The 21076-nt window shown below is 51.0% G+C and carries 19 protein-coding genes; 12 read left to right on the top strand and 7 right to left on the bottom strand.

Annotated elements, in window-relative coordinates; all coding sequences use genetic code 11:
- Window positions 1-222 precede the first annotated feature (222 nt).
- Together ppk1 and TW77_RS13115 are read left to right on the top strand one after the other, a co-directional pair.
- Window positions 223-2310, top strand: a complete 2088-nt coding sequence (ppk1, locus tag TW77_RS13120) for a polyphosphate kinase 1 (RefSeq protein ID WP_046005427.1) — start codon at window positions 223-225, stop codon at window positions 2308-2310.
- Between the two features lie 10 nt (window positions 2311-2320).
- Window positions 2321-3808 carry a phosphatase gene (locus TW77_RS13115; RefSeq protein ID WP_046005426.1) on the top strand — a complete coding sequence of 496 codons (1488 nt, stop codon included), beginning with the start codon at window positions 2321-2323 and terminating at the stop codon, window positions 3806-3808.
- Between the two features lie 108 nt (window positions 3809-3916).
- Here the strand turns inward: TW77_RS13115 and TW77_RS13110 are convergent, their stop codons facing one another.
- On the bottom strand, window positions 3917-5194 hold the full coding sequence (locus tag TW77_RS13110) for an EAL and HDOD domain-containing protein (protein WP_046005425.1): 1278 nt from the start codon (window positions 5192-5194) through the stop codon (window positions 3917-3919).
- Window positions 5195-5341: 147 nt separating this feature from the next.
- On the opposite strand from TW77_RS13110, the gene TW77_RS13105 reads away from it, so the two are divergent.
- Window positions 5342-6130, top strand: a complete 789-nt coding sequence (locus tag TW77_RS13105; protein WP_046005424.1) for a substrate-binding periplasmic protein — start codon at window positions 5342-5344, stop codon at window positions 6128-6130.
- Window positions 6131-6151: 21 nt separating this feature from the next.
- Here TW77_RS13105 and TW77_RS13100 read toward each other — a convergent pair whose 3' ends face one another.
- Window positions 6152-6988, bottom strand: coding sequence for a 23S rRNA (adenine(2030)-N(6))-methyltransferase RlmJ (locus TW77_RS13100; RefSeq protein ID WP_046005423.1), 837 nt, complete (start codon window positions 6986-6988; stop codon window positions 6152-6154).
- Between the two features lie 221 nt (window positions 6989-7209).
- Between TW77_RS13100 and zapB the strand changes: the two genes are divergently transcribed.
- From zapB to TW77_RS13065, 7 genes are read left to right on the top strand one after another with little or no spacing between them, the layout of a single operon-like run.
- On the top strand, window positions 7210-7437 hold the full coding sequence (zapB, locus tag TW77_RS13095) for a cell division protein ZapB (protein WP_046005422.1): 228 nt from the start codon (window positions 7210-7212) through the stop codon (window positions 7435-7437).
- Complete coding sequence (locus tag TW77_RS13090; protein WP_046005421.1) at window positions 7437-7724, top strand: cell division protein ZapA; 288 nt, start codon at window positions 7437-7439, stop codon at window positions 7722-7724. Before zapB ends, TW77_RS13090 begins: the two co-directional genes overlap by 1 nt.
- Window positions 7725-8693 carry a hypothetical protein gene (locus TW77_RS24285; protein WP_052713169.1) on the top strand — a complete coding sequence of 323 codons (969 nt, stop codon included), beginning with the start codon at window positions 7725-7727 and terminating at the stop codon, window positions 8691-8693.
- 48 nt (window positions 8694-8741) lie between these two features.
- Window positions 8742-10235, top strand: coding sequence for a transglycosylase SLT domain-containing protein (locus TW77_RS13080; RefSeq protein WP_046005420.1), 1494 nt, complete (start codon window positions 8742-8744; stop codon window positions 10233-10235).
- A gap of 41 nt (window positions 10236-10276) precedes the next feature.
- Window positions 10277-10771, top strand: a complete 495-nt coding sequence (locus TW77_RS13075; RefSeq protein ID WP_046005419.1) for an FKBP-type peptidyl-prolyl cis-trans isomerase — start codon at window positions 10277-10279, stop codon at window positions 10769-10771.
- A gap of 9 nt (window positions 10772-10780) precedes the next feature.
- A complete protein-coding gene (locus TW77_RS13070) occupies window positions 10781-11509 on the top strand; it encodes an SDR family NAD(P)-dependent oxidoreductase (RefSeq protein ID WP_046005418.1) in 729 nt (242 codons plus the stop codon).
- Entirely contained in the window at window positions 11506-12342 is an 837-nt protein-coding gene (locus TW77_RS13065; RefSeq protein WP_046005417.1) for an amidohydrolase family protein, read from the top strand. The genes TW77_RS13070 and TW77_RS13065 overlap by 4 nt, the downstream gene beginning before the upstream one ends.
- On the opposite strand, the gene TW77_RS13060 is transcribed toward TW77_RS13065, so the two are convergent.
- From TW77_RS13060 to TW77_RS13040, 5 genes are all read right to left on the bottom strand, one after another.
- Window positions 12339-13064: a YggN family protein gene (locus TW77_RS13060; RefSeq protein WP_125716753.1), complete on the bottom strand. Its 726-nt coding sequence runs from the start codon at window positions 13062-13064 to the stop codon at window positions 12339-12341. The genes TW77_RS13065 and TW77_RS13060 overlap by 4 nt on opposite strands.
- Window positions 13065-13241: 177 nt before the next feature.
- Window positions 13242-13778 carry a DUF1566 domain-containing protein gene (locus tag TW77_RS13055; protein WP_046005416.1) on the bottom strand — a complete coding sequence of 179 codons (537 nt, stop codon included), beginning with the start codon at window positions 13776-13778 and terminating at the stop codon, window positions 13242-13244.
- Window positions 13775-15463 carry a DUF1566 domain-containing protein gene (locus TW77_RS13050; RefSeq protein WP_046005415.1) on the bottom strand — a complete coding sequence of 563 codons (1689 nt, stop codon included), beginning with the start codon at window positions 15461-15463 and terminating at the stop codon, window positions 13775-13777. The genes TW77_RS13055 and TW77_RS13050 overlap by 4 nt, the downstream gene beginning before the upstream one ends.
- A gap of 140 nt (window positions 15464-15603) precedes the next feature.
- On the bottom strand, window positions 15604-15936 hold the full coding sequence (locus TW77_RS13045) for a hypothetical protein (RefSeq protein WP_046005414.1): 333 nt from the start codon (window positions 15934-15936) through the stop codon (window positions 15604-15606).
- Between the two features lie 12 nt (window positions 15937-15948).
- The gene (locus tag TW77_RS13040; protein ID WP_046005413.1) at window positions 15949-16665 is read right to left on the bottom strand and encodes a DUF2982 domain-containing protein; all 717 of its coding nucleotides are present in this window, start codon (window positions 16663-16665) and stop codon (window positions 15949-15951) included.
- Between the two features lie 245 nt (window positions 16666-16910).
- Here TW77_RS13040 and TW77_RS13035 point away from each other — a divergent pair, with 245 nt between their 5' ends.
- On the top strand, window positions 16911-17960 hold the full coding sequence (locus TW77_RS13035; protein ID WP_046005412.1) for an efflux RND transporter periplasmic adaptor subunit: 1050 nt from the start codon (window positions 16911-16913) through the stop codon (window positions 17958-17960).
- A gap of 3 nt (window positions 17961-17963) precedes the next feature.
- Window positions 17964-21074: an efflux RND transporter permease subunit gene (locus tag TW77_RS13030; protein WP_046005411.1), complete on the top strand. Its 3111-nt coding sequence runs from the start codon at window positions 17964-17966 to the stop codon at window positions 21072-21074.
- Window positions 21075-21076 lie beyond the last annotated feature (2 nt).

The following is a 21076-nucleotide window of genomic DNA, read 5'->3' as shown; positions in this document are numbered from 1 at the left end:
GTAAGGTCCTCACACCACCTTACCGGCATTTCATTGTTATGTTTTCTACATACCGACACTTTGACATCAAACAAAGCAGATCAAGGAGACTGGTCTATACTTTGTAGATAATTTGGTGACATGACAGCGCATGTCATATTTGGTGACATGACAGCGCATGTCATATAAGTGTCACAATACATACATATTCTACCCGCAGCTTTAATTACCATGGAAAGAAAGATGCAAGCATTATCTAACGATCCCATTACCATCAGCTATTTTGCCAAAGAGCTGAGCTGGCTTTCCTTTAACGAGCGTGTTCTTCAGGAAGCCAAAGACAAAAGCAATCCCATTATTGAGCGGATCCGATTCTTAGGCATATTTTCCAATAATTTAGATGAGTTTTTCCGGGTCCGTGTGGCTGACCTAAAGCGCCGTATTCTCTTAAGCAACCTGCCTGAGACCGATTTCGACGAAGACGAAGCCCTGCTCAATCAAATCAACAAAAAGGTACTGGAGCTGGGCAAAAAGTTCTCACACATTTATGATCAGATCCTGCTGGACTTGAATGAACACAATATTCATATTCAAAAGCCCGCTGAGCTGTCTGATTTTCACCAGCAGTGGCTGGCTAAGTACTTTCAGGACCAGGTGCTACAGCACATGTGTCCTATTTTGCTCACCGAAAGCAAAGACTACTCAGATCACATCAACGATGCCCTGACCTACCTGTTTGTCGAAATGCGTGGCGATAAGCAGCATCACGCTTTGCTTGAATTGCCAACAGATCGCCTTGAGCGCTTTATTGTGCTGCCGCCGGAAAAAACCCGGCGCCACAAAATCATAGTGATGCTCGACGAAGTGGTGCGCTTTTACCTGCACGAAGTGTTCAGAAACTTCCTCAGCTTTGACAACATTGAAGGTTATGAGATAAAGCTGACCCGGGATGCCGAGTACAATCTGGATGATGAAATTGAAGAAGGCCTGTTGGATAAGATGTCGAAAGGCCTTAAACAGCGTTTATATGCTGAGCCGGTGCGGCTGACCTATGACGAAGCCATGCCAGAAGAAATACTGAAGGTCATGAAGAAGCGCCTTGGCGTCACCAGTCAGGATGCCCTGATCCCAGGTGGTCCGTACCGGAACTTCCGCGATTTTATTGGCTTTCCAAATGTCGGTCGTGGTTATCTTGAAAACAAACCCCTGCCGCCACTGCAAAGTGAGGCGTTTAACGCCTATCGCAGTATTTTCAGGGCCATTTCTAAACAAGATATCCTGCTTTATTACCCTTACCACACCTTCAACCACATGCTTGAGTATGTGCGTCAGGCGGCGTTTGATCCTAAAGTCACTCAGATCAAGGTGAATATTTATCGTGTTGCATCGCGCTCCCGGTTAATGGCCTCGCTGATCAATGCGGCCAAGAATGGCAAGAAGGTCACCGTAATGGTCGAGCTCAAGGCGCGCTTTGATGAGCAAAACAACATTGAGTGGGCCAAAATGCTCAGTGAATATGGCATCAAGGTGATGGTCGGGATCCCGGCGCTGAAAGTGCACAGCAAGTTGTGTGTGGTTCACCGTAAAGAAAAGGGTCAGATAGTAAAATATGCCCACATTGGTACCGGTAACTTCCATGAAAAAACTGCCCGTATTTATACCGATTTCAGCTTATTCACTAAACACCCCGAGATCTGTGACGAGTGTGACGACGTATTCAAATTCATTGAGAGCAGCTACAGGCCGTTTAACTTCAAGCACCTGATGCTCTCTCCGGTCAATGCGCGAGAAAAAATCCTCGCACTGATCGATCAGGAAAGTAAAAATGCCCAGGCAGGCAAAACGGCTAAGATCACCGTCAAGGTCAACAACCTGGTAGACAAAGAGCTGATCGACGCCTTATATAATGCCTCGATGTCGGGTGTGAAAATTCGCATGATCATCCGTGGTATGTGTGCCCTGGTGCCAGGCCTGCAACGCTTTAGTGAAAACATCAAAGTGATCAGCATCGTTGACCGCTTTTTAGAGCATCCCAGGGTCATGGTATTTGAAAACGATGGCGATCCTCAGGTCTATATCTCCTCTGCGGACTGGATGACCCGTAACCTGGATCACCGGGTTGAAGTCGGCACCCCGATTTACGATGCTTCACTCAAACAATTGATCATCGATATTCTTGAGCTGCAATTCAAAGACCGCTCAAAAGCACGGATCATTGACAGTGAACAGAAGAATCTCTATGTTCGTCGCGGTAATAAAAAGAAGATCCGCTCCCAGATAGCCATCTATGACCATCTGAAAAAGTGGGAAAACAATCAAACCAATACATAAGGGCAGCTCTATGACCACATACCCTTCCATCGCGGCCGTTGATTTAGGCTCGAACAGTTTTCATCTAGTCGTCGCGCGGGAGGTCGATGGTCGTCTGCAATTATTGCACAAAGAAAAGCAGCGGGTGTTTCTGGCCGCTGGTCTGGACGATCAGTTCAACCTCAGTGAAGAGGCCATAGAGCGCGCGCTGCATGTGCTGCAACAATTTGCAGCTACGTTGCAAGACTTTGACAAGCACAGCGTACAGGTTGTGGCCACTTATACGCTGCGCAATTGTCGTAACATCCGCTATTTCCTGGCCAAGGCCAAAAAGGTGTTTCCGTTTAAAATTAACGTGATTTCCGGGCAGGAAGAAGCGCGGCTTATCTATCAGGGCGTGGCAAATCATATTCACAGCGACGACAACCGCCTGGTGATCGACATTGGCGGTGGCAGCACTGAACTGATCATTGGTAAACACCTGGACCACAAGTTACTGACCAGCCGCAATATTGGCTGTGTTACCCTCAGTAACAGTCACTTTAAAGACCTGAAAGTCACCGCCAAGCGTTTTGCCAAGGCCGAAATTAAGGCCGAGCAAAACATCGAAGCCATCTCCGCCAGCTATCGTAAGGCAGGCTGGCAAACCTGTATCGGCACATCGGGCACCATCAAAACCTTATGTGCCATTGCCCAGGAGCTATTTAATCAGGATACCTTAACGCTTGCAGTGCTGGAGCAAATAAGACAACGCCTGATTGACGCCGACTCACTCGATGCGCTCAACCTCAAAGCGCTGCCCGAAGAGCGGTATGCCAGTATTGCGGGCGGCCTGGCCATTCTGATCGGGGTATTCAGACAGCTGAATATCGACGAGCTGAGTTATTGCGACAATTCATTGCGCGAGGGCCTGCTGCAGGAAATGGCGCAGAATGACGAGTTTGATATCCGTGCCCGCACCATCAGTGCGGTGGGCGATCACTATGCCGTTGATAAACAGCATGCTGAGCATATCTGTAATACGCTAGATCAGATGTATGACATGGTCCGCGAGCACTGGGCCCTGAGTGAAGTGGACCTGCAGATGCTACGCTGGGCCGCGCGATTACACGAAGTGGGACTGGCCATTAACTCCTCCGGGATCCATAAGCACAGTGCCTACATAGTGTTGAATGCCCAGTTGCCAGGGTTTACCCAGGAGCAGCAACAACTGCTGGGCACCTTGATCCGCTTTCATCGCAAAAAAATCAAACGTGCAGAACTGTCGGCTTTAGTCGAAGCCGATCTGACACACTTTGCCCGCCTGCTGACCTTGTTGCGCCTGGCGATTCTGGTGCATCAGAAACGACAAATCGATCAGGTAGCTAAATTCACGATAGAAGCGCTGGATAACAGCCTGCTGCTAACGTTTGAGCCCGACTGGCTGGCACAGCACTCCTTGTTTGTAGCCGACCTGCAACAAGAACAGGCATACTGGAAAACCCTGAACATGACGCTGATGTTCCCGGCAATGAATTAATACCCATTTCACTTAACACTTGTTCGACTTGCAGAGGATAAATATGACGCTAACGGTGTTAAAAACTTCTCCGCTGGAACATGTAAGTACACAGGCCCGTAAACGGGCCTAGGCAACTTCTTCTTTTACCACGGCGTAAATTTCATCGGCATAGACCCGGCTGTCCAGTGCCAGTGAGAACAGCAGCTCAATGCTGGATGCCGGACGAATGGCGTTGAGGATAAGTTCCGCTTCCGCAATATTATTGCGCTCAACTTCTATCGCCAGGCGCAAGGCCCCGCCTATCAGCCCTTTATAGCTTAACAGCGCGCTGCTGAGGTCCGGGTCGAGTGAAAACTCATCGACAATAACGGATAGTTCTACATCCAGTACAGCATCCAGAACCGACATCAGGCCAATCAGATAACCCTGCTGCGCCATTTCATCGCCACCGGGAAGCAGAAACTGTTCTAAAAACTTGGCCCGGGCCAGGCCGAGCTTGGTCAGCTCGCTGGGTTTGTCTGCGCCCAGTTCACTTAACGCCAGTACTTTAACAAACTGGCGGATCGCATCTTCGCCAAGATACACGACTGCCTGAGCGATGGAGCGGATCTCGATTTTGTCTTCACCTGCCTTGGCATTGGCGAGTTTAAGCACCCGCGCCGTCAGGCTCAGATCTTTGGCGATCCTTTGCTGAATTTCTTTAAAACACAAAGACTGCTTTGCGGTGCAACGCAGTAAGTCCAGTACCACCAGTTTCGAAGGCTCGACATTGCCGTGGTTAAGCATTTCCGGCACCGCAAAGAAAAAGCCCTGGAAGTAATCCGCCCCGGCACTTTTGATAAAGCTATAGTGCTCCATGGTTTCAATCCGTTCCACGATGACTTTGGTTTCGGGGAAGCGGCGTTTGAGCTTTTTCAGCATCATGGTGGTTTTAATAACAGGGTCGAGCACTTCTATTTTGATGTAGTCCATCAGTGGCAGCAGCACTTCCCAGCGCTCATCGCCGTCGTAATCATCCAATGCAAAGCGATAACCCAGTTTTTTTAACTTAGTGACTGTGTTAACCAGCTCTGGCAGGTTCGTTGAACGCTCAACAATTTCGATCACCAGCCCCTGAGGCCGGAGTAATTTAGGAAGCTCCTGCAGTAAAGTTTCATCTGACAGATTAATAAAGGCAGGTGCCCCCGCCGCAAGCCGTTCTACGCCGATAAAGAGTAGAGAATTAAAAAACAGCCTGCCCGTTGCCTGGCCGTCGCTGACCCCAATAGGAAAGGCGTTATTGTGTGAGTCCCGATACAACAATTCATAGGCAGCCACGCTCTGTTCACGATTGAATATGGCCTGACGCGCTATATATTGCACCGCGTCTTTTTTTGACTTGGCAATATGACCGCTCATTAACATCCTTAACTCTTGTACTCTAAAGGCTTCCGTTGTCCCAGCATATGAAAACTCACGCCCTTGAGCAATCTATTTCCTCACCCAAAGGTGACAACATAGTGCGCACAAGGAGATTGCCGGAACAGCCACTCTTTTACTAATATAGGTCTTATGAGTTTTACACTTATTTCGCCTTTTTGCATCCTGCTTTTTATCACTTCGTGGCTTTTACTTAGCCAGGATGCTGTCGCATCGGCGCTTAAGCAGAGCAAACATACATCAGACAGCCGCCATGCGCTGACCCTAAAATACAGCATCAGCGGTTCAGGCACTTTCTATCCCTACTTCACTAACGACCCCCAGCATCCGGGGATACTGCCCGATCTCGTGGCAAAAATTTTGGCACAAGCGGCATTACAGGGCGAAAATATTGTGCTGCCAGCAAAGCGCACTAACCGCTATCTGGCCTCAGGAAAAATTGATTTCGACCTTATCAGTCCAGCCTGGCTTAAGGCGGCGCAGCGCAGTGATCCGCGCTTTGTTTTTTCAGAGGCTATCCTGCAAATCCGCGAGTATGTGATCACTCGCACACCCACCGAGCCACCTCTCAGTGATTTGTCGGATCTGACTGTGGGGACGGTCAGGGGCTATTATTACCATGACGATGACAACTTTACTCGCGTTGACTTTGAATCGGAGCGCGCCTTGTTACAGGCGCTGAATAAAGGCCGGGTGGATAGGATAATCATTGGCGATCTGCCCGCCCGGTACTGGTCTGAACAAGATAATGTGACGCTGCACTTTAACCAGCAGCACTCACACGGCACTTTGCACATTCGCCTGCGTGCCGAACATGCTCACCTGCTGCCTGAGCTCAACCAGGCTATCGAGGCGCTGCGTGGATCGGGGCAAATCGCACAAGTAGAAGCCTATTATCTGGCGCACTCATTCGGTCAGTAGACACCAACCGAGTAACATACGTTACTCTGCGACCAGCTGCTCACTGCGGAAAAAGCCCGTCTCTGACGACAGCTGCTGCACCAGCTCAGGGAGCACTTCGTCCATCGTGGCCTTAAGCGTCCAGGGTGGATTTATCACTATCATGCCAGATGCGGTCATACCGCGTTCTTCGGTGTCGGCTTCGGTTGCCAGTTCGAATAACTGAATATTGCGCACACCCGACTCTAGCAAAGTCTGCTCCATCTGATCGATCCGTGCTCTGTCCACGACCGGATACCAGATCATATAAGTGCCCGATGCAAACCGTTTACATGCCTTGATAATTGAGCGTACCGCAACGTCGTAATCAGATTTGATTTCGTACGGTGGGTCCATCAGCACACAGGCACGTCGGGATTGAGGAGGCACCAGGCCCATCAAACCTTTAAAGCCGTCTTCTCCTTTGACGCGCAAAGAGCGCTTATGCGCGGTGTTTTTTTCCAGCAGCTTAAGGTCCTGCGGGTGAAGCTCAAAGAACCAGCCCTTGTCCTGCTTACGCAAAAACTGCTCAGCCACTTTTGGCGAGCCCGGATAATAGGCCAGTGCGTCACGGTTCAAGGATTTAACCAGCTCAACATAGTCGCGGATAGCGGCTACCTCACCAGTATACGACCACAGTTTTGCAATCCCCTGCAGATACTCCTGGGTTTTTTGCGCATCTTTGGCCGCCAGTTCAAACAGTCCGGCGCCGGAGTGAGTATCAATATAATCAAAGGGCTTGTCTTTGCGTGTCATGTATTCCAGCACTTGTGCCAGCACCAGATGTTTAATGACATCGGCAGGGTTACCTGCATGAAATGAATGTCGATAACTGAGCATTATCCGTTCCTAGTTTAGGTGGGCTTTGTCCATTACACAGGCGCCTAAAGGGGCATTTTTGCCTTTGTGGCTGAACCATAAATGAACAAAATCGTTAGTATTTGTCATTATCGCTCAAAACGAGACAAAAATCAGCATAACCTGCCCTAATCACTAGCTTTGCAGCGCACTTTGCTTTACATTTGCATGACATAATCACAGTGATAATGAGCGCATTTAATATGAAAGAAATTCTCCCTCAACTCGAGCAACTGATTGATCAACTTATTGCACAAAACAATACACTGACCGAGCAGGTAAACACCCTCAAAGAACAAAATAGCAAACTCATTGACGAAAATGAGACATTGCAGCTGGAAGTGCTGGAAAGTGAAGAAAAGCAAAAAGAAACCAGCTCAACGCTGAGCGGACTGCTGGAAAAACTACAGAGCGCTAGTCAGGCAGGCTAATGTCAGAATCGCCCGAACAGGTAACCGTCACCCTGCTGGGAAAAAGCCACCAGTTTTCCTGCACGCCAGGACAACAACAAGCGCTGATTGACGCCGTCGACCTGCTCAATGGTCGGGTCGACGAAATGCGTCAACGCGACACCGTGCGCAGCGATCACAGTGCCCTGTTACTCGCTGCTTTGCACCTGTGTCATGAGTTGCTGGCACTGCAAAGTGACACCCAACACGCTCAGCACACCTTGCAGCAACTCACCCAACGTATCAGTACACAAATAGAGAGCAAATAGGTGTTGCGCCTGCTCTCTGTTTTCATGTTATTGCTGGCACTGACGCCGCCAGCCCTGGCCACCAGTTGGCATACCGTTTCACCCCAGATAACTCTCATTTCTCCCGCGCCAAAAGCCCGCAATATTTTGCCAAATATGGCCCTTATTCAGGGCAGTCGCTGTAGTGCCTTGATTGACAGCCACGGCGATTTTGTGGCACTGGAGCAAGTGATCAACCAACTCAAAGCGCGCCTTAAGACGCCGCTGTGCCACCTTATTGCGACCTCCAGCTCGGCCCACCAGCTAACCGGACTGGCGCTGCTAAAACAGGCTTTTCCAGATGCCAAGCTACACCTGCCCACAGCGCCACAGCTGAATGAGCAAGCGATGCGTGCGGCACTCGACAACCAGCTTAGTAATTTTGCGAAAAGCATTGAGCTCAGTGAGCAAAGGCTGAGCAAGCTTCCCGGCGAGCAGCAAGGTCCCTGGCAAACCCGTGTCACACTGGCCAAGCAACGCCTGGCGCGCTGGCAAACGCTGCACAGTGTTGCACTGAACAAGCAAACTAAGCCTGCAACACAGCTTGAACTGGGTGGGTTATCCCTCCAGCTCATCCAGTTTCGGGGTCAAAGCGGATATGACTTGAGTGCATTCAGCGTACAGCACGGTGCCTTATTTGCAGGGCACAGCGCTGACTTACTGCCCTACGTGCGCCATACAACCTGGCAGCACAGCTTACAGTTGCTCCAGGACACACCCGCACTCGATTGGGTAATGCCCGCTTTTGGTAAACCGTATAAAGCCGCACAACTGGCCCTGCCAATCACCTTTATGACACGGGTTCAAGAGCAATTGAAAACAGCCGAACCGCTGATGCCGCGCAGTATTATCGCGCTGTATCAGGGTCAGTCATATACCCACAGGCAGTTGACCCAGCATTTTGTTCAGGCCATCAAAGTCCTCAGCCACAAGAAGACTTTGAATAAATAATCGTCAGCCAGTATAGTGAAACTTATGAGAGTTTCAGGCCCGTTTTTTATGTCTTGGTGGCGCGTATATAGTCCGTTACGCTTCGGTGTCATCCTGTTATGCTCGGTAGTTCTGAGCGCATGCATCAGCTCTACCTCACGGCATGCAAGTCCCGTTGAGATCACCGCAGCGCTGAACCTGCCAGTGACGCAAGCTCCCGCTGCGATGCCAGCGCAACCAGAGGCTACAGCCCAGTTGCCGGCAATCACTGAACAACCACAGCAGCATCAGGAGCTGTGGCAATACATTGCGGCGAACCTGAGCTTTGATATTACGCCCAATGCGCGGCTGCAAAAGCGCGTCGCCTGGTATCTGTCGCAACCCAATTATCTGACCAGTGTGAATGAACGAGCGGCCCCTTACCTCTACCACATAGTCAAAAAAGTAGAACAGCGTAAACTGCCCATGGAGCTGGTTTTACTGCCCTTTGTGGAAAGTGACTTTCGCCCTACCGCCCGCTCTTCCCAGGGCGCGGTGGGGGTTTGGCAACTGGTCGATGCCACCGCTTATCACTTCGGACTACAAAGCAACGACTGGTATGACGGTCGCCAGGATGTGCTGGGGGCAACCGATGCCGCACTCGATTATTTGCAATACCTGAGACAGAGATTTAATGGCAACTGGCTGCACGCACTGGCAGCCTATAACAGCGGCGAAGGGCGGGTCAAAGCAGCCATCCGCTACAATCAAAAACACGGCCGCAGTAGCCACTTCTGGCACCTGAAGCTGCCCAAAGAAACCGCCGACTATGTGCCAAAACTGCTGGCACTGAGCTACCTGTTGCAGCATCCCGGGACCGGTCTGAAACGCCCAAGCCTGGCAAACGAAGCTCAAACGACGGTACTGGATGTGGGACAGCCGTTTAATTTTGGCATTCTGGCCGCACTGCTTGGCATCGATAAACAGCAGCTCCACCAGCTCAATCCTGGTTACCTGCGCCATCAAAGCCCAACCAATGGACCGTTCAGGGTCTTGTTGCCGATGGACCAGCAACAATTGTTTGCCACCGACTTCTACCGCCGCCAGTTTAGTACCCACTATCAGGTTAAGCTCAATGACACCTTGTATGGCATTGCCAGACGACATAACACCAGTGTGGCAAAGTTAAAGCAGCTTAATAATAAAACCCAAGATTTGATCCGGGTTGGCGAGACTTTGCTGATCCACAGGGCACATGCCAAAAACGATCTCACCGTCGATTATGAGATAAGCCCCTATTTGCAACAACAGCGCCCGGCTAAAGTGGCCACCTATGAAAAACATCACATGATCCAGGATGGTGATTCTCTGTGGGCAGTCAGTCGTCAATATCAGGTGCCGATGAAAGATCTGCTCGACTGGAATCAGCTCAACACACAAAGCCTGCTTTCTCCGGGCGATACCCTGATCCTGCATTTGCCGGTTGAAGAAGCTTCGACACCGCAACCAAAGGCCCCAGCAGGGGCTGGCAAAGATTACCTGGATGCGTTAAAAACACTGGTCAAGCCGAAAAGCGATCCGTAGAATGCCTGTCACTACAACACTACGAAAATGAAGAGATTACTATGCAGATCGCAAAAAATACTGTGGTTGAGTTCCACTACACTCTGAGCGAAGCCGGTGAGCAGCTGGAAACCAGCACCAATCAAGACGCACTGGTTTACCTGCACGGCGCCGAAGGCATGTTGCCAGGCCTGGAAGCCGGGTTAGAGGGCAAAGTGGCAGGCGATAAAGTAACCCTGACGCTGGAACCAAAGGATGCCTACGGCGAATATCAGGAAGGCCTGACTCAGCGCATCCCCATTAAACACCTGCAAGGTCTGGGCAATAACAAAGTATGGAAACCAGGTATGACCGCCATCGTTGAGTCTAACCAGGGCCGTCATCAGGTGCAGATCATCAAGGTTGGCCGCTTCAATGCCGATTGCGATCTTAACCACCCATTTGCCGGTAAAACACTGACCTTCGACGTCGAGATCCTGTCTGTACGTGAAGCCACGGCGGAAGAAGTATCACATGGCCACGTTCATGCTGAAGGCGGTTGCGGTCACAACCATTAAGGAATACACATGCAAAAAGTTGCCATTGTAACCGGTGGCAGCGTCGGCATTGGTAAAGCCATTGCCGAGCGTCTGCTCACTCAGGGGTATCAGGTTTTCAACCTGGACATTCAAAACGCACCGCACGGTGAATATCGTCACTGTGACGTCAGCGACGTCGATGCCGTGCGCCGCACCATCGCAGACATACTTGCCACCACAGGACGTATTGATGCATTGGTGTCCAATGCCGGAAAGCACCTCAGCGCCACCATAGAGGACACAGATGAAAGCACCCTGGATCAGCTTTTTGCCTTAAACGTCAAAGGCGCATACAGCGCCATTCAGGCGGTACTGCCAGCGATGAAAGCACAGCGCAATGGCAGTATTGTCTTGATCTCATCTGATCAAGCACTGGTTGGTAAACCCAACTCCTTTGCCTACAACCTGACTAAAGCCGCGCTGGCTTCAATGGCTAAAACCACCGCTCTGGATTATGCCAGTTATAATATTCGCGCCAATGCCGTGTGTCCGGGCACCATTGAAACCCCTTTGTTTCATCAGGCCATTGATCGTTACTGCAAAAAAAGCGGTGCCGATAAACAAGCAATCGTCGCAGAAGAAGCAGCGCTTCAGCCACTGGGCCGACTTGGTCAGGCAGATGAAGTGGCAGCCCTGGTGGCCTTTTTACTCAGTGACGATGCCAGCTTTATTACCGGCAGTTTGCAAACCATAGACGGCGGATATACGGCACGATGAGCAAGATAATTGACCCGCATCTTCACTTTTTTTCACTCCAGCAGGGTCAATATCACTGGCTGAAACACACCCCGCCTGCCTGGCAGAACCTCGACCTGATCCGTCAGGATCACCTGCCCGAGGCACTCTCTGACTTGCGTGACTTTACCCTTGAGGGCTGTGTGCATATTGAGGCGGGCTTTGACAATGATCAGCCTCGTCGCGAGCTCGACTGGCTGGCAGAGATATTGCCTGTCCCGCGTTACAAAGCGGTAGGCTATGCCCAAATTGATGCGCCAAATGCGCAGTTCCGCGCTCAGCTGGACGCACTGCACCACCCCAGCTTGATTGCTGTTCGTGATATCACGGAAGGCCACGATGCCGCTCGCCTGCAAAGCCCTCAGGTGGCCGATAACCTGGCTTACCTCAGCGAGTGTGGACTGCATTTTGAAGCCCAGTTTGAGCTGTCTCAGCACACCGTCGTGCAGCACCTGTGTGATATCGCACGCCAGCTGCCGCAGTTACGCATTATGCTCAATCACAGCGGTCTGGTTGGCCAGCACGATAACTGGCAAGACAATGCAGCCAGACTGGCAGCACTGCCACACTGTGCTATCAAATTCTCCGGACATGAATTGCTGGACCACCCACTGCCTTTGCAAGCGCAGCTGCATAGCCTGCTGAACTTGTTTGGCCGGGAGCGGGTGATGTTTGCCTCCAATCACCCGGTGTGTCTTATTCAGCACAGCTATGAAGCGATTTGGCACAAGTATCTTAATTTGTGTGAGGATGATGCGCCATTGTGGCATCAGCTCAGTTATGCCAACGCCAAAAGCTGGTATGGGTTTAGTTAGCGGATCTGCACTAAATCGTATGCCGCCAGGCTGGGCACTATGCTTTGCAGCCGGGTTTCGGTTTTATCCAGCGCATTCAGGCACTCACAGTATTCATCAGCTTTTTCTTCAAGTTGATAAGCTTTCTTTTTCAGTGACTTATCAATTTCACGTGAGATGATCTCCATACGCTGGCCCATGTCACTAAAGCGGTCTTCTATATTGCCCTCACGTGCTTTAAATGCATCCCCCACCGACACCAAAATTGCGCCCAGAGAGCCGTGCACAGCAGAGTGGATCCGCTCACTGATCTCCTTGGTAAAAAAGTCGTCGATTTTTGACAGTGACTGAGGGGCGATAAAATAGAAGTCTTCGCCGCGCTTGAACTTGTCCATCAAGGCCCGCTCAACGTATTGTAACTGAGTTTTCAGCACCTCAGGGTCGTTGTCTGACATCCCCTCAACCACCTGCTCTATGGCACTCAGGCCCAGATTTACGCCGTCGGTTGCCAGGTTCACCAGTTCAGGCACGGTATCACGGATCCCCAATGCATACTCATTGAGCAACTGGGTGTCCTGATCGCTCAGCTGGATCCACTTACCTTTGATCAGCAGTTGGTTATCATTGTTAATCTGAACCCGGGTCTGGTTCTTATCGACAATCCGGATCACCGAGTCTGTGATGATCAGGCCATGGCCCAATTCAACATCACATTTTCCGGCGGCCTGCAGCGGGATTGCCATCAGCCACAATACAGGCAGTAAAAGGAATTGTATTATGCGTACACGGAACACGTGCTACCTCCACCTTAAGATAATGTGAGCGTAGCAAATTTAGCAAGGCCAACCCACCGCTTTGCGGCGGGACTGGCCAATTTTTGCGCCTAACAGCAGTAAACGCGGTCAGTCTTAACGTCTGCGTTATTCACAGAAGGTATAACGCGCCAGCCTGACATAGGCCTGGGCGCTTTTGTTAAACACATTACTGACTTTGCCATCACCAAAAGACAGTAGCCAGGCATTCGATGGCGTTCCTTCTACCGTAGTGCTGGACCAGTAGTTTTTTTCCAGAGTGGCAAGAAATACAGTCTCGTTGATTGATGGCTTGACACAGCGGTGCTCAACGATGCTGGCCAGCTCTTTAACATTAGGCAAATGCCAGTCACTGTAACCGGCAAACTCCTGGGCATTAGCGGTTTGCAGGGCTTGTTGCCAGCTCAGCTCTTGCGCGACATTATCGCAGCTACCATTGTCACTGTTATACACCTGACCAAACGTACAGCGTTGCCACATCAGGTTAGTTTGCTTATCACAGACAGTGCCATCTTCATTCACCACAAACTGCTCAGCCGGCGTTGTATCCGGCACCAACGTTTGCGACGCACAAATTTGCGATGCATGGCTTAGCGTGCTGATACTCACAGCACCCAACGCGACAAATAGGGTCAATTTGTTCATTGGTCATCCTCCCCGTAACGACGGACTAACCGCACATAGGCCGTCTGCGACTTATTGCGTGTGACATCGTTGCCCGTTTTCATATCTATCACCAGCGCTCTGACCAGGTTGTCGTCTTTGCCGTCGGTTCCATCCACACTGGTTTGCGTGGTCCAGTAATATTGATGCCCCAGCAAGGCCTCAGCCGGAACATTGGGGAAATAGTTAGGGTCGAGTAAATAATCGCCACTGCTGTTATGATCCAGCAGGTTAGCCAGCTCCATATAGGTCGGTAAGCGCCAGTTATTGCCGCCGCAGAAACTGGCCGCATTGACGGTATCGATTAATGCTTGTACACCACAATAGTTATCCTGCGGGCAGGTCGTGTTAGGCGCACCGGGGTTCACATTCGCACCATCGTTGAGATACCAGGTGTAATGGTTTTGTGCATTGCGTGTACTGGTGTTCGGCAAAGTGCCCGCGGTTACTTCTTTGACTTCCCAGATCAGGCCAGTCACGTTATCCAGTACACAGCTGAAGTCCGTTGAATCTGACGTCAGCGGCTCAAATTCCTCACTGAACTTGGTAAAGTCAAAGGCCTGATTGCCCTGACCACTTTTAGGTAAAAACTGTACAACCGCATCCCGTCCCAGCTCGGCATCCTGTCCGGGAAAGTCGCTATTGCCGCAACTGATTTCAGAGGTGTTGTTATAGCACTTAGTGGTGCCGGTATCATTTAGTTTGCCAAGTGGTTTGGGCAAGATTTCGACATTCACCGTGTCTGAACCATTGCGCTGTGCGCTGTCAGTCACAGTGACTTTAAAGTCTATCGAGGTGGCCTGGTTACCACTTTTTAGCGGTGCCATAAAAGAGGTTTTACAGGCCCGTTCATCCGCCAGCGTCACGGCACTGCCGTTACTCACCTGCTCCCATAAACAGCCAAACTGACCATCAACGGTAACGCTTTGCGTGGCGTCAAGCGTCACAGAGTCCAGTTCCTGAACCTGCTGATCACTGCCTGCATTGGCCAGCACCAGTTGATCATTGGCAACTAACGCGAGCTGTTTTGTTGACGTTGCGCTGGCACCTTCATCATCCGTGACAGTCAGCTGCCATGTCACGGTATCCGCCTCAGCCAGTAAGGGATGAACAAAGCTCAAGGTAACCTGATCAGTGCGCTCAGCGCTCACCGTGGCAGGCCCTTCGAGCTTTTCCCACTGGTAAGCAACGATGCTGCCATTTTCATCGTTATCCGCAGATTCTGCCGCAGAGAGGGTGATGGTATCGGCATATTTTGCTGCCCCTTCTTCAGGGGCAGTTTGCGAAATTTTGGCGCTGGGCAGCAGGTTGACAGAAATCACATTCACCACCAACGTATCGCTGGCAGACGAACCATCTGGCGCAGTATAGCTAACCTTCAGTTCAATCTTGCTGTTACCCTTTACATCCGGTGCCTCGACCACCACTTCCTCGCCTTCCTGTGGAAAACCTTCAAGCTCAGGTCCAGATACCATTTGCCAGCTAAAAACGCCACCGGATGGCGAGCCCAATGGTTTGAGCGTAAATTCGGTCTTTTCATTGACACTAATGTCCGGGCCGGCATTAACACTAACACTGATATTCGGGCTTTCATCACCGTCAGAGCCACCCCCGCAAGCACTTAAAACACTCGCAAGGCCCAGAGCCAGTACTGATTTCTTCAGCATGGTAACTCCCAAAAAGTTACTTATCCGTTGTACAGTCACACAGAGACCGCCAACAAACTAGTTGTGACTATGCCAGGGGATTGAGCACAGCAGGCAAGAATATACCTTGCCCGGCGTGCGAGTAGTGGATGGTGAATAGCCTAGAGGTAACTGTCCTGATGGATCCGAACAAATAGCTTTGTGCCTATTTTGCTGTAATCTACCTTATACTCGCGTCCATCGAGCGCCTGGATAAACAGCAGCCTCTTTACTTCACCAAACACATCCACGCTGGCCACGTGAACTACCTCTAAGTAACGCTCTTTTGCCTCGCGACGATTTTTTGGCAGTTCTTCTTTGAACGGTACCAATCCCGTAGGAGTCACCTTAATTTTTGGGTGATTCTCTCCATTCACGATCACTAAATCGAGCTTTTTCTCTTTGTGGATAAGGGTATTTCGACCACTTTTAATAAAAGCTTTATCAAAGCTCATGTATTTATCCTGTTACTTCATTGCTGAGGTAGCCAACTCGCTATGCAAGTTTTTGACCACCTCTTCGGGTGTTAACTTCCAACGATTCATGACAGTGGCAAATTGCCAGATATCCCTGTCCAGTACATTGGCAGGCAACATAAGGTCGTAGCCTGTCAGCGTTTTAAAGTTCTGCATCCGATTTGCGAACATCGCCATTAATCCAGAATAAGGCTGGCCATTCGGTGAGGTGTAGCTCGCCTCTTCAATCAACCATTCTGATGGGCAATTGCCATTACTGCAATGTATTTTAACAGCTTGTAAAAAAATATTCCGCTGTTCTATCAGTAATTTTCCAGCCAGTCTTGGGGTCAGACGGGATAAAAATACATCAATATCCTTTAGTTTAATACCTACGACATTTAACTCAAGCGTTTCAACTCCTTGAGTGACACTTGGCACCCCACTGGAGTGAAAATTATCATGCTCAAGTAAGAATTCTCCAAACTTGTGATTGTAGACCAGCCGCTGCGGACTCATTTCAATACTATAATAAGGTTGCTGGCTTTTCAGAAAGCCCAGCATAATCGCAACAATCGCGGCACTCGCCAGAGCAATTTCAAGTAACGAAATGGGCGTCGCCCGTAAGGTGACAAACACCATGATAACAATGAGCGCTATTGCACCAACCAGCATAAACTCAATGCTGTGGCGATTGGCTGACGCACGCAGTCTGACCGGTTCAACCATAACTATAAAACCACAAATAAAAACCGTACATAATGATCCCCCAGAACACCATTTTACGTATTTTCTGACATCTTTTGCATGGCTTAGATTTTTTCATAATGCCTTAATTTTTGGGTACAAATTTCCACATAGAGGCTCCCTTTTGGGTCGCTTTTCGTTTAATGCACAAATATACAGGACGTTCGACGATTTGCTCTATTTGGAATTTTTGTACACTAAAGCCCCGCAGTCAACGAGAATCAATTATGCGCGCCAGTCAATCGGGTAAAGCCCTCTTTCCTTTTATAATTTTAGTGCTTATTGCTCTATGCGGCTATCTCTATTTGCCTGCCAGCAAGGGTAACAGCAAACCGTTCTCCGGCGCGCCGACTCAGGTCGCGGCGGTCACCATAAAAGAGCAAAGCCGGGCTATCACCATCAATGCAATAGGCTCTGCCCGTGCCAATCATGCCCTGAATATCACCAGTGCGCAAAGTGACTATATCAGCGCCTTGTACTTTGACGATGGAGACAGAGTCAAACGTGGCGACAAACTCGCCCAGCTGCAGGATCTTAAAGAGCAGCTGGCCGTACAAGAGCTAGAGGTCAACCTGAAAGAACAACAACGTCAGCTTAAACGTCTGACAGAGCTGGCCAGAACCCAGTCGGCTGCGCGCTCTCAGCTGGACAGCCAGCATGCCATTGTTGATGCGCTGGAGATCCAATTACAAACGGCACGCACTAAGCTGGCCGAAATGGCCATTTATGCCCCGTTTGATGGCGTACTGGGCCAGCGAATGGTGTCTGTCGGTAGCTTCGTCAACAATAACAGTATACTGGCCACGCTGGATGATATCAGCATCATCAAGGTAGACTTTCAGGTCCCTGAAAAGTACCTGGCACAGCTGCAACTCGACATGCGTGCCTCCGTCTCCAGCGATGCATACCCGGGCGAAGCCTTTGAAGGCATCATTACCCATATTGACCCGCGTATTGATGACGCGACCCGCAGCATTCGCGTCACGGCCAGCTTTGACAACCCGCAAGATTTGCTCAGGCCCGGTATGCTGCTCCATGTGTCGCTCTTTTTGGGTGAGCTGAATGCGCTGATGGTGCCGGAGAAAAGCCTGATCCCCAGACAGGACAAGCACTTCATCTACACCATTAACGAGGGTAAGGCAAAGCAACAACAAGTGAGCGTGCTGTCTCGCTTCCAGGGCTGGGTTGCCATCGATGGTCTGTCTGCGGGTCAGCAAGTGATCACCGAAGGCACCACCAAAATTCGTAACGGCAGTGCCGTCGTGGTTAAGGGGTAGAGCGTGCGGATCACAGATACAGCCGTAAAACGGCCCGTTTTTGCTATCGTTATCAACCTGCTGCTGCTGACCTTTGGCCTGGTGGCCTTTACCATGTTGCCGCTGCGCGAATATCCCGATATCGAAACCCCCATCGTCAGTGTCAGCACCGATTATACCGGCGCCTCTGCTGAGGTCGTTGAAACCAAGATCACCCAGGTGCTGGAAAATCGCATTTCCGGGATCGAAGGGATCAAGAGCATTACCTCATCCAGTCGCAACGGTCGCTCTAATATCACCATAGAGTTCAACATTGACCGCAATATTGATGCCGCCGCCAATGATGTGCGAGAGCGCGTATCCAGGGCGCTGGACCGATTACCTGAGCAGGTTCGCCCGCCTGAAGTGTCTAAGTCAAACAGCGACGAAAGCCCCATCGCCTGGTTCGTGCTGAACAGTGAAACTATGGATACCCTGCAATTATCCGATTATGCTCAGCGCTTTATCGTCGACAGACTGGCGGTGGTGGATGGCGTGTCAAACGTGCGCATCGGTGGCGAGCGTAAATACGCCATGAAGATCTGGCTGGACCGCCGTGCCATGGCGGCCCGGGACATTACTGCCAGCGACATTGAACGCGTGCTGCGTAACGAAAACGTCGAGCTGCCGGCCGGTGAAATTGAATCGCTGGACCGCGACTTTGCCGTGCGCATTGCACGCAGTTATAAAACCCAGCAAGACTTTAATAACCTGGTGATCAAACGTGGTGCTCAGGGCTATCTGGTTCGACTGGGTGAGGTGGCCGATGTACGCCTGGAAGCGGCCGATGTCGAAAGTACCTTCCGCGGTAATGGCAAAAACATGATAGGCCTGGGCATTGTCAAACAAGCCAAGGCCAACACCCTGGATGTGGTTGACAACGCCCGCAAAGAGCTGGAAAAAATCAAGCGCAACCTGCCTGAAGGCACCACCATTCAGGACAGCTATGACTCGTCGGTGTTTATTCGCGAGTCAATCGTAGAAGTATATCGCACCCTGGGCATCGCCATGGGCCTGGTGGTACTGGTGATTTTCATCTTCCTTGGCAATATCCGCGCTACGCTGATCCCGGCGATCACCGTGCCGATTGCACTGATCGCCACCTTTACCTTTTTATTCGCCATGGGGTATTCCATTAACCTGCTGACCCTGCTGGCACTGGTGCTTGCCATCGGCCTGGTGGTGGATGATGCCATTGTGATGCTGGAAAACATCCATCGCCGCATCGAGCTCGGGGAGCCGCGACTGCTGGCCGCCTACCGGGGCGCGCGCGAAGTCGGCTTTGCCATTGTCGCCACCACCTTAGTGCTGGTCGCGGTTTTTGTGCCTCTGGTCTTTATGGAAGGTCGTATTGGTGCCTTGTTTACTGAGTTCGCACTGGCCGTCAGTGCTGCCGTTATCTTCTCCAGTGTCACGGCGCTGACTCTGTCACCGGCCTTGTGCTCCAAAGTGCTCAAAGCCAGCAATAAAGAAAGTAAATTCTCGCAGTGGATGGACCGACAATTTGGCCGCCTCGAAGCTGGCTATCGTAATGTCATCAGCGATAACATCAATCGCCGTTATAGCCTGACACTAACTTTGGCACTGGCCGGCTTCGCCAGCTTTGCACTGTTCCAGCAGATCCCCTCAGAGCTGACGCCCAAAGAAGACCGGGGCACCTTCTTCATAATGATGAATGGTCCGGAGGGTGCCAGCTACGAGAACAACGCCGCAAATATGGCCGAGATTGAGCAACGCTTGCTGCCCTATGTGGAAAATGAAGAACTGAGCCGGGTGCTGGTACGCGTACCGGGCTGGGGCGGTCGTGGCGGCGTCGCCATCGTCGGCATGCCAGACTGGGATGAACGCAAACGCTCAACCTGGGAAGTCATGGGTGAGATCAGTGGTAAAATGCGTGAAGTGACCGACGTGCGCGCCTTTGCCATCATGCGCCGCGGGATCGGCGGAGGTGGCCAGTCTCGCCCCATCGAATTCGTGCTACAGGGCAATGATTACGACGAACTGGTCGACTGGCGGGATCGCATTCTGAAGCGTGCCCGCACCAATCAGGGACTGGTCAGACTCGATCATGATTACAAAGAAACCTTCCCGCAATTTTTGATCAGCATAGATAAACTCAAGGCCGCCGATCTTGGTGTCTCGGTGAGTGACATTGGCCGCACCTTAGAAACCATGCTGGGTCAGCGCCGGGTCACCACCTTTATTGATCGCGGCGAAGAGTATGATGTGATCCTCAAAGGCACCAAGGCCGATTTCAGCGCACCAAACGATATCGCCGACATTTATGTCACCTCGCGCAGCGATCAACTGGTGCCGCTGGATAGCCTGATCACCATTCGCGAAGAAGCCACCGCATCGCGGTTGAATCGCTACAACCGGATGCGGGCAATCACCATCACAGCCAACCTGGCGCCCGGCTATACGCTGGAGCAGGCACTGAATTTCCTTAACCAGGTTGCCGCAGAGGAAAATGACATTGATGGTGCTATCGACTATAAGGGCGAGTCTCAGCTGTTTTACGAAGGCGCATCGGCCATGACCTATGTGTTTATTCTGGCCCTGACCGTGACGTTTTTGGTGCTGGCCGCCCAGTTTGAGAGTTTCGTACACCCGCTGGTGATTATGCTGACCGTACCGCTTGGGCTGGTTGGCGCCATGTTTGGCCTGTATGCCACCGACAGCTCGCTGAATATTTACAGCCAGATCGGGATTGTTATGTTGATTGGCCTCAGTGCCAAAAATGGTATTCTGATCGTTGAATTTGCTAACCAGCTCAGAGACAAGGGTGTGGCCTTTGAGCAGGCGATTATCGATGCGGCGGTACAGCGACTCAGGCCTATTATCATGACCTCACTGACCACGGTAATGAGTGCCATTCCACTGGTACTGGCCTCGGGTCCAGGCTCAGAGAGTCGCATGGTGATCGGGGTCGTGGTATTTGCCGGGGTAAGTGTCGCGACCATTTTGACGCTGTTTGTGATCCCCTGTGCCTACAGCATGCTCGCAAGACGCACGCAATCACCACAGGCCACCAGCGATAAGCTGCTTGAGCAGCACGATGCCCACCCGCAAACACAACAGGAACGGGAGATTTAATA

The sequence above is a fragment of the Pseudoalteromonas rubra genome (assembly GCF_000967655.1).
GTDB classification, from domain to species: domain Bacteria; phylum Pseudomonadota; class Gammaproteobacteria; order Enterobacterales; family Alteromonadaceae; genus Pseudoalteromonas; species Pseudoalteromonas rubra_A.
This window is presented reverse-complemented; position numbering and strand designations above follow the sequence as displayed.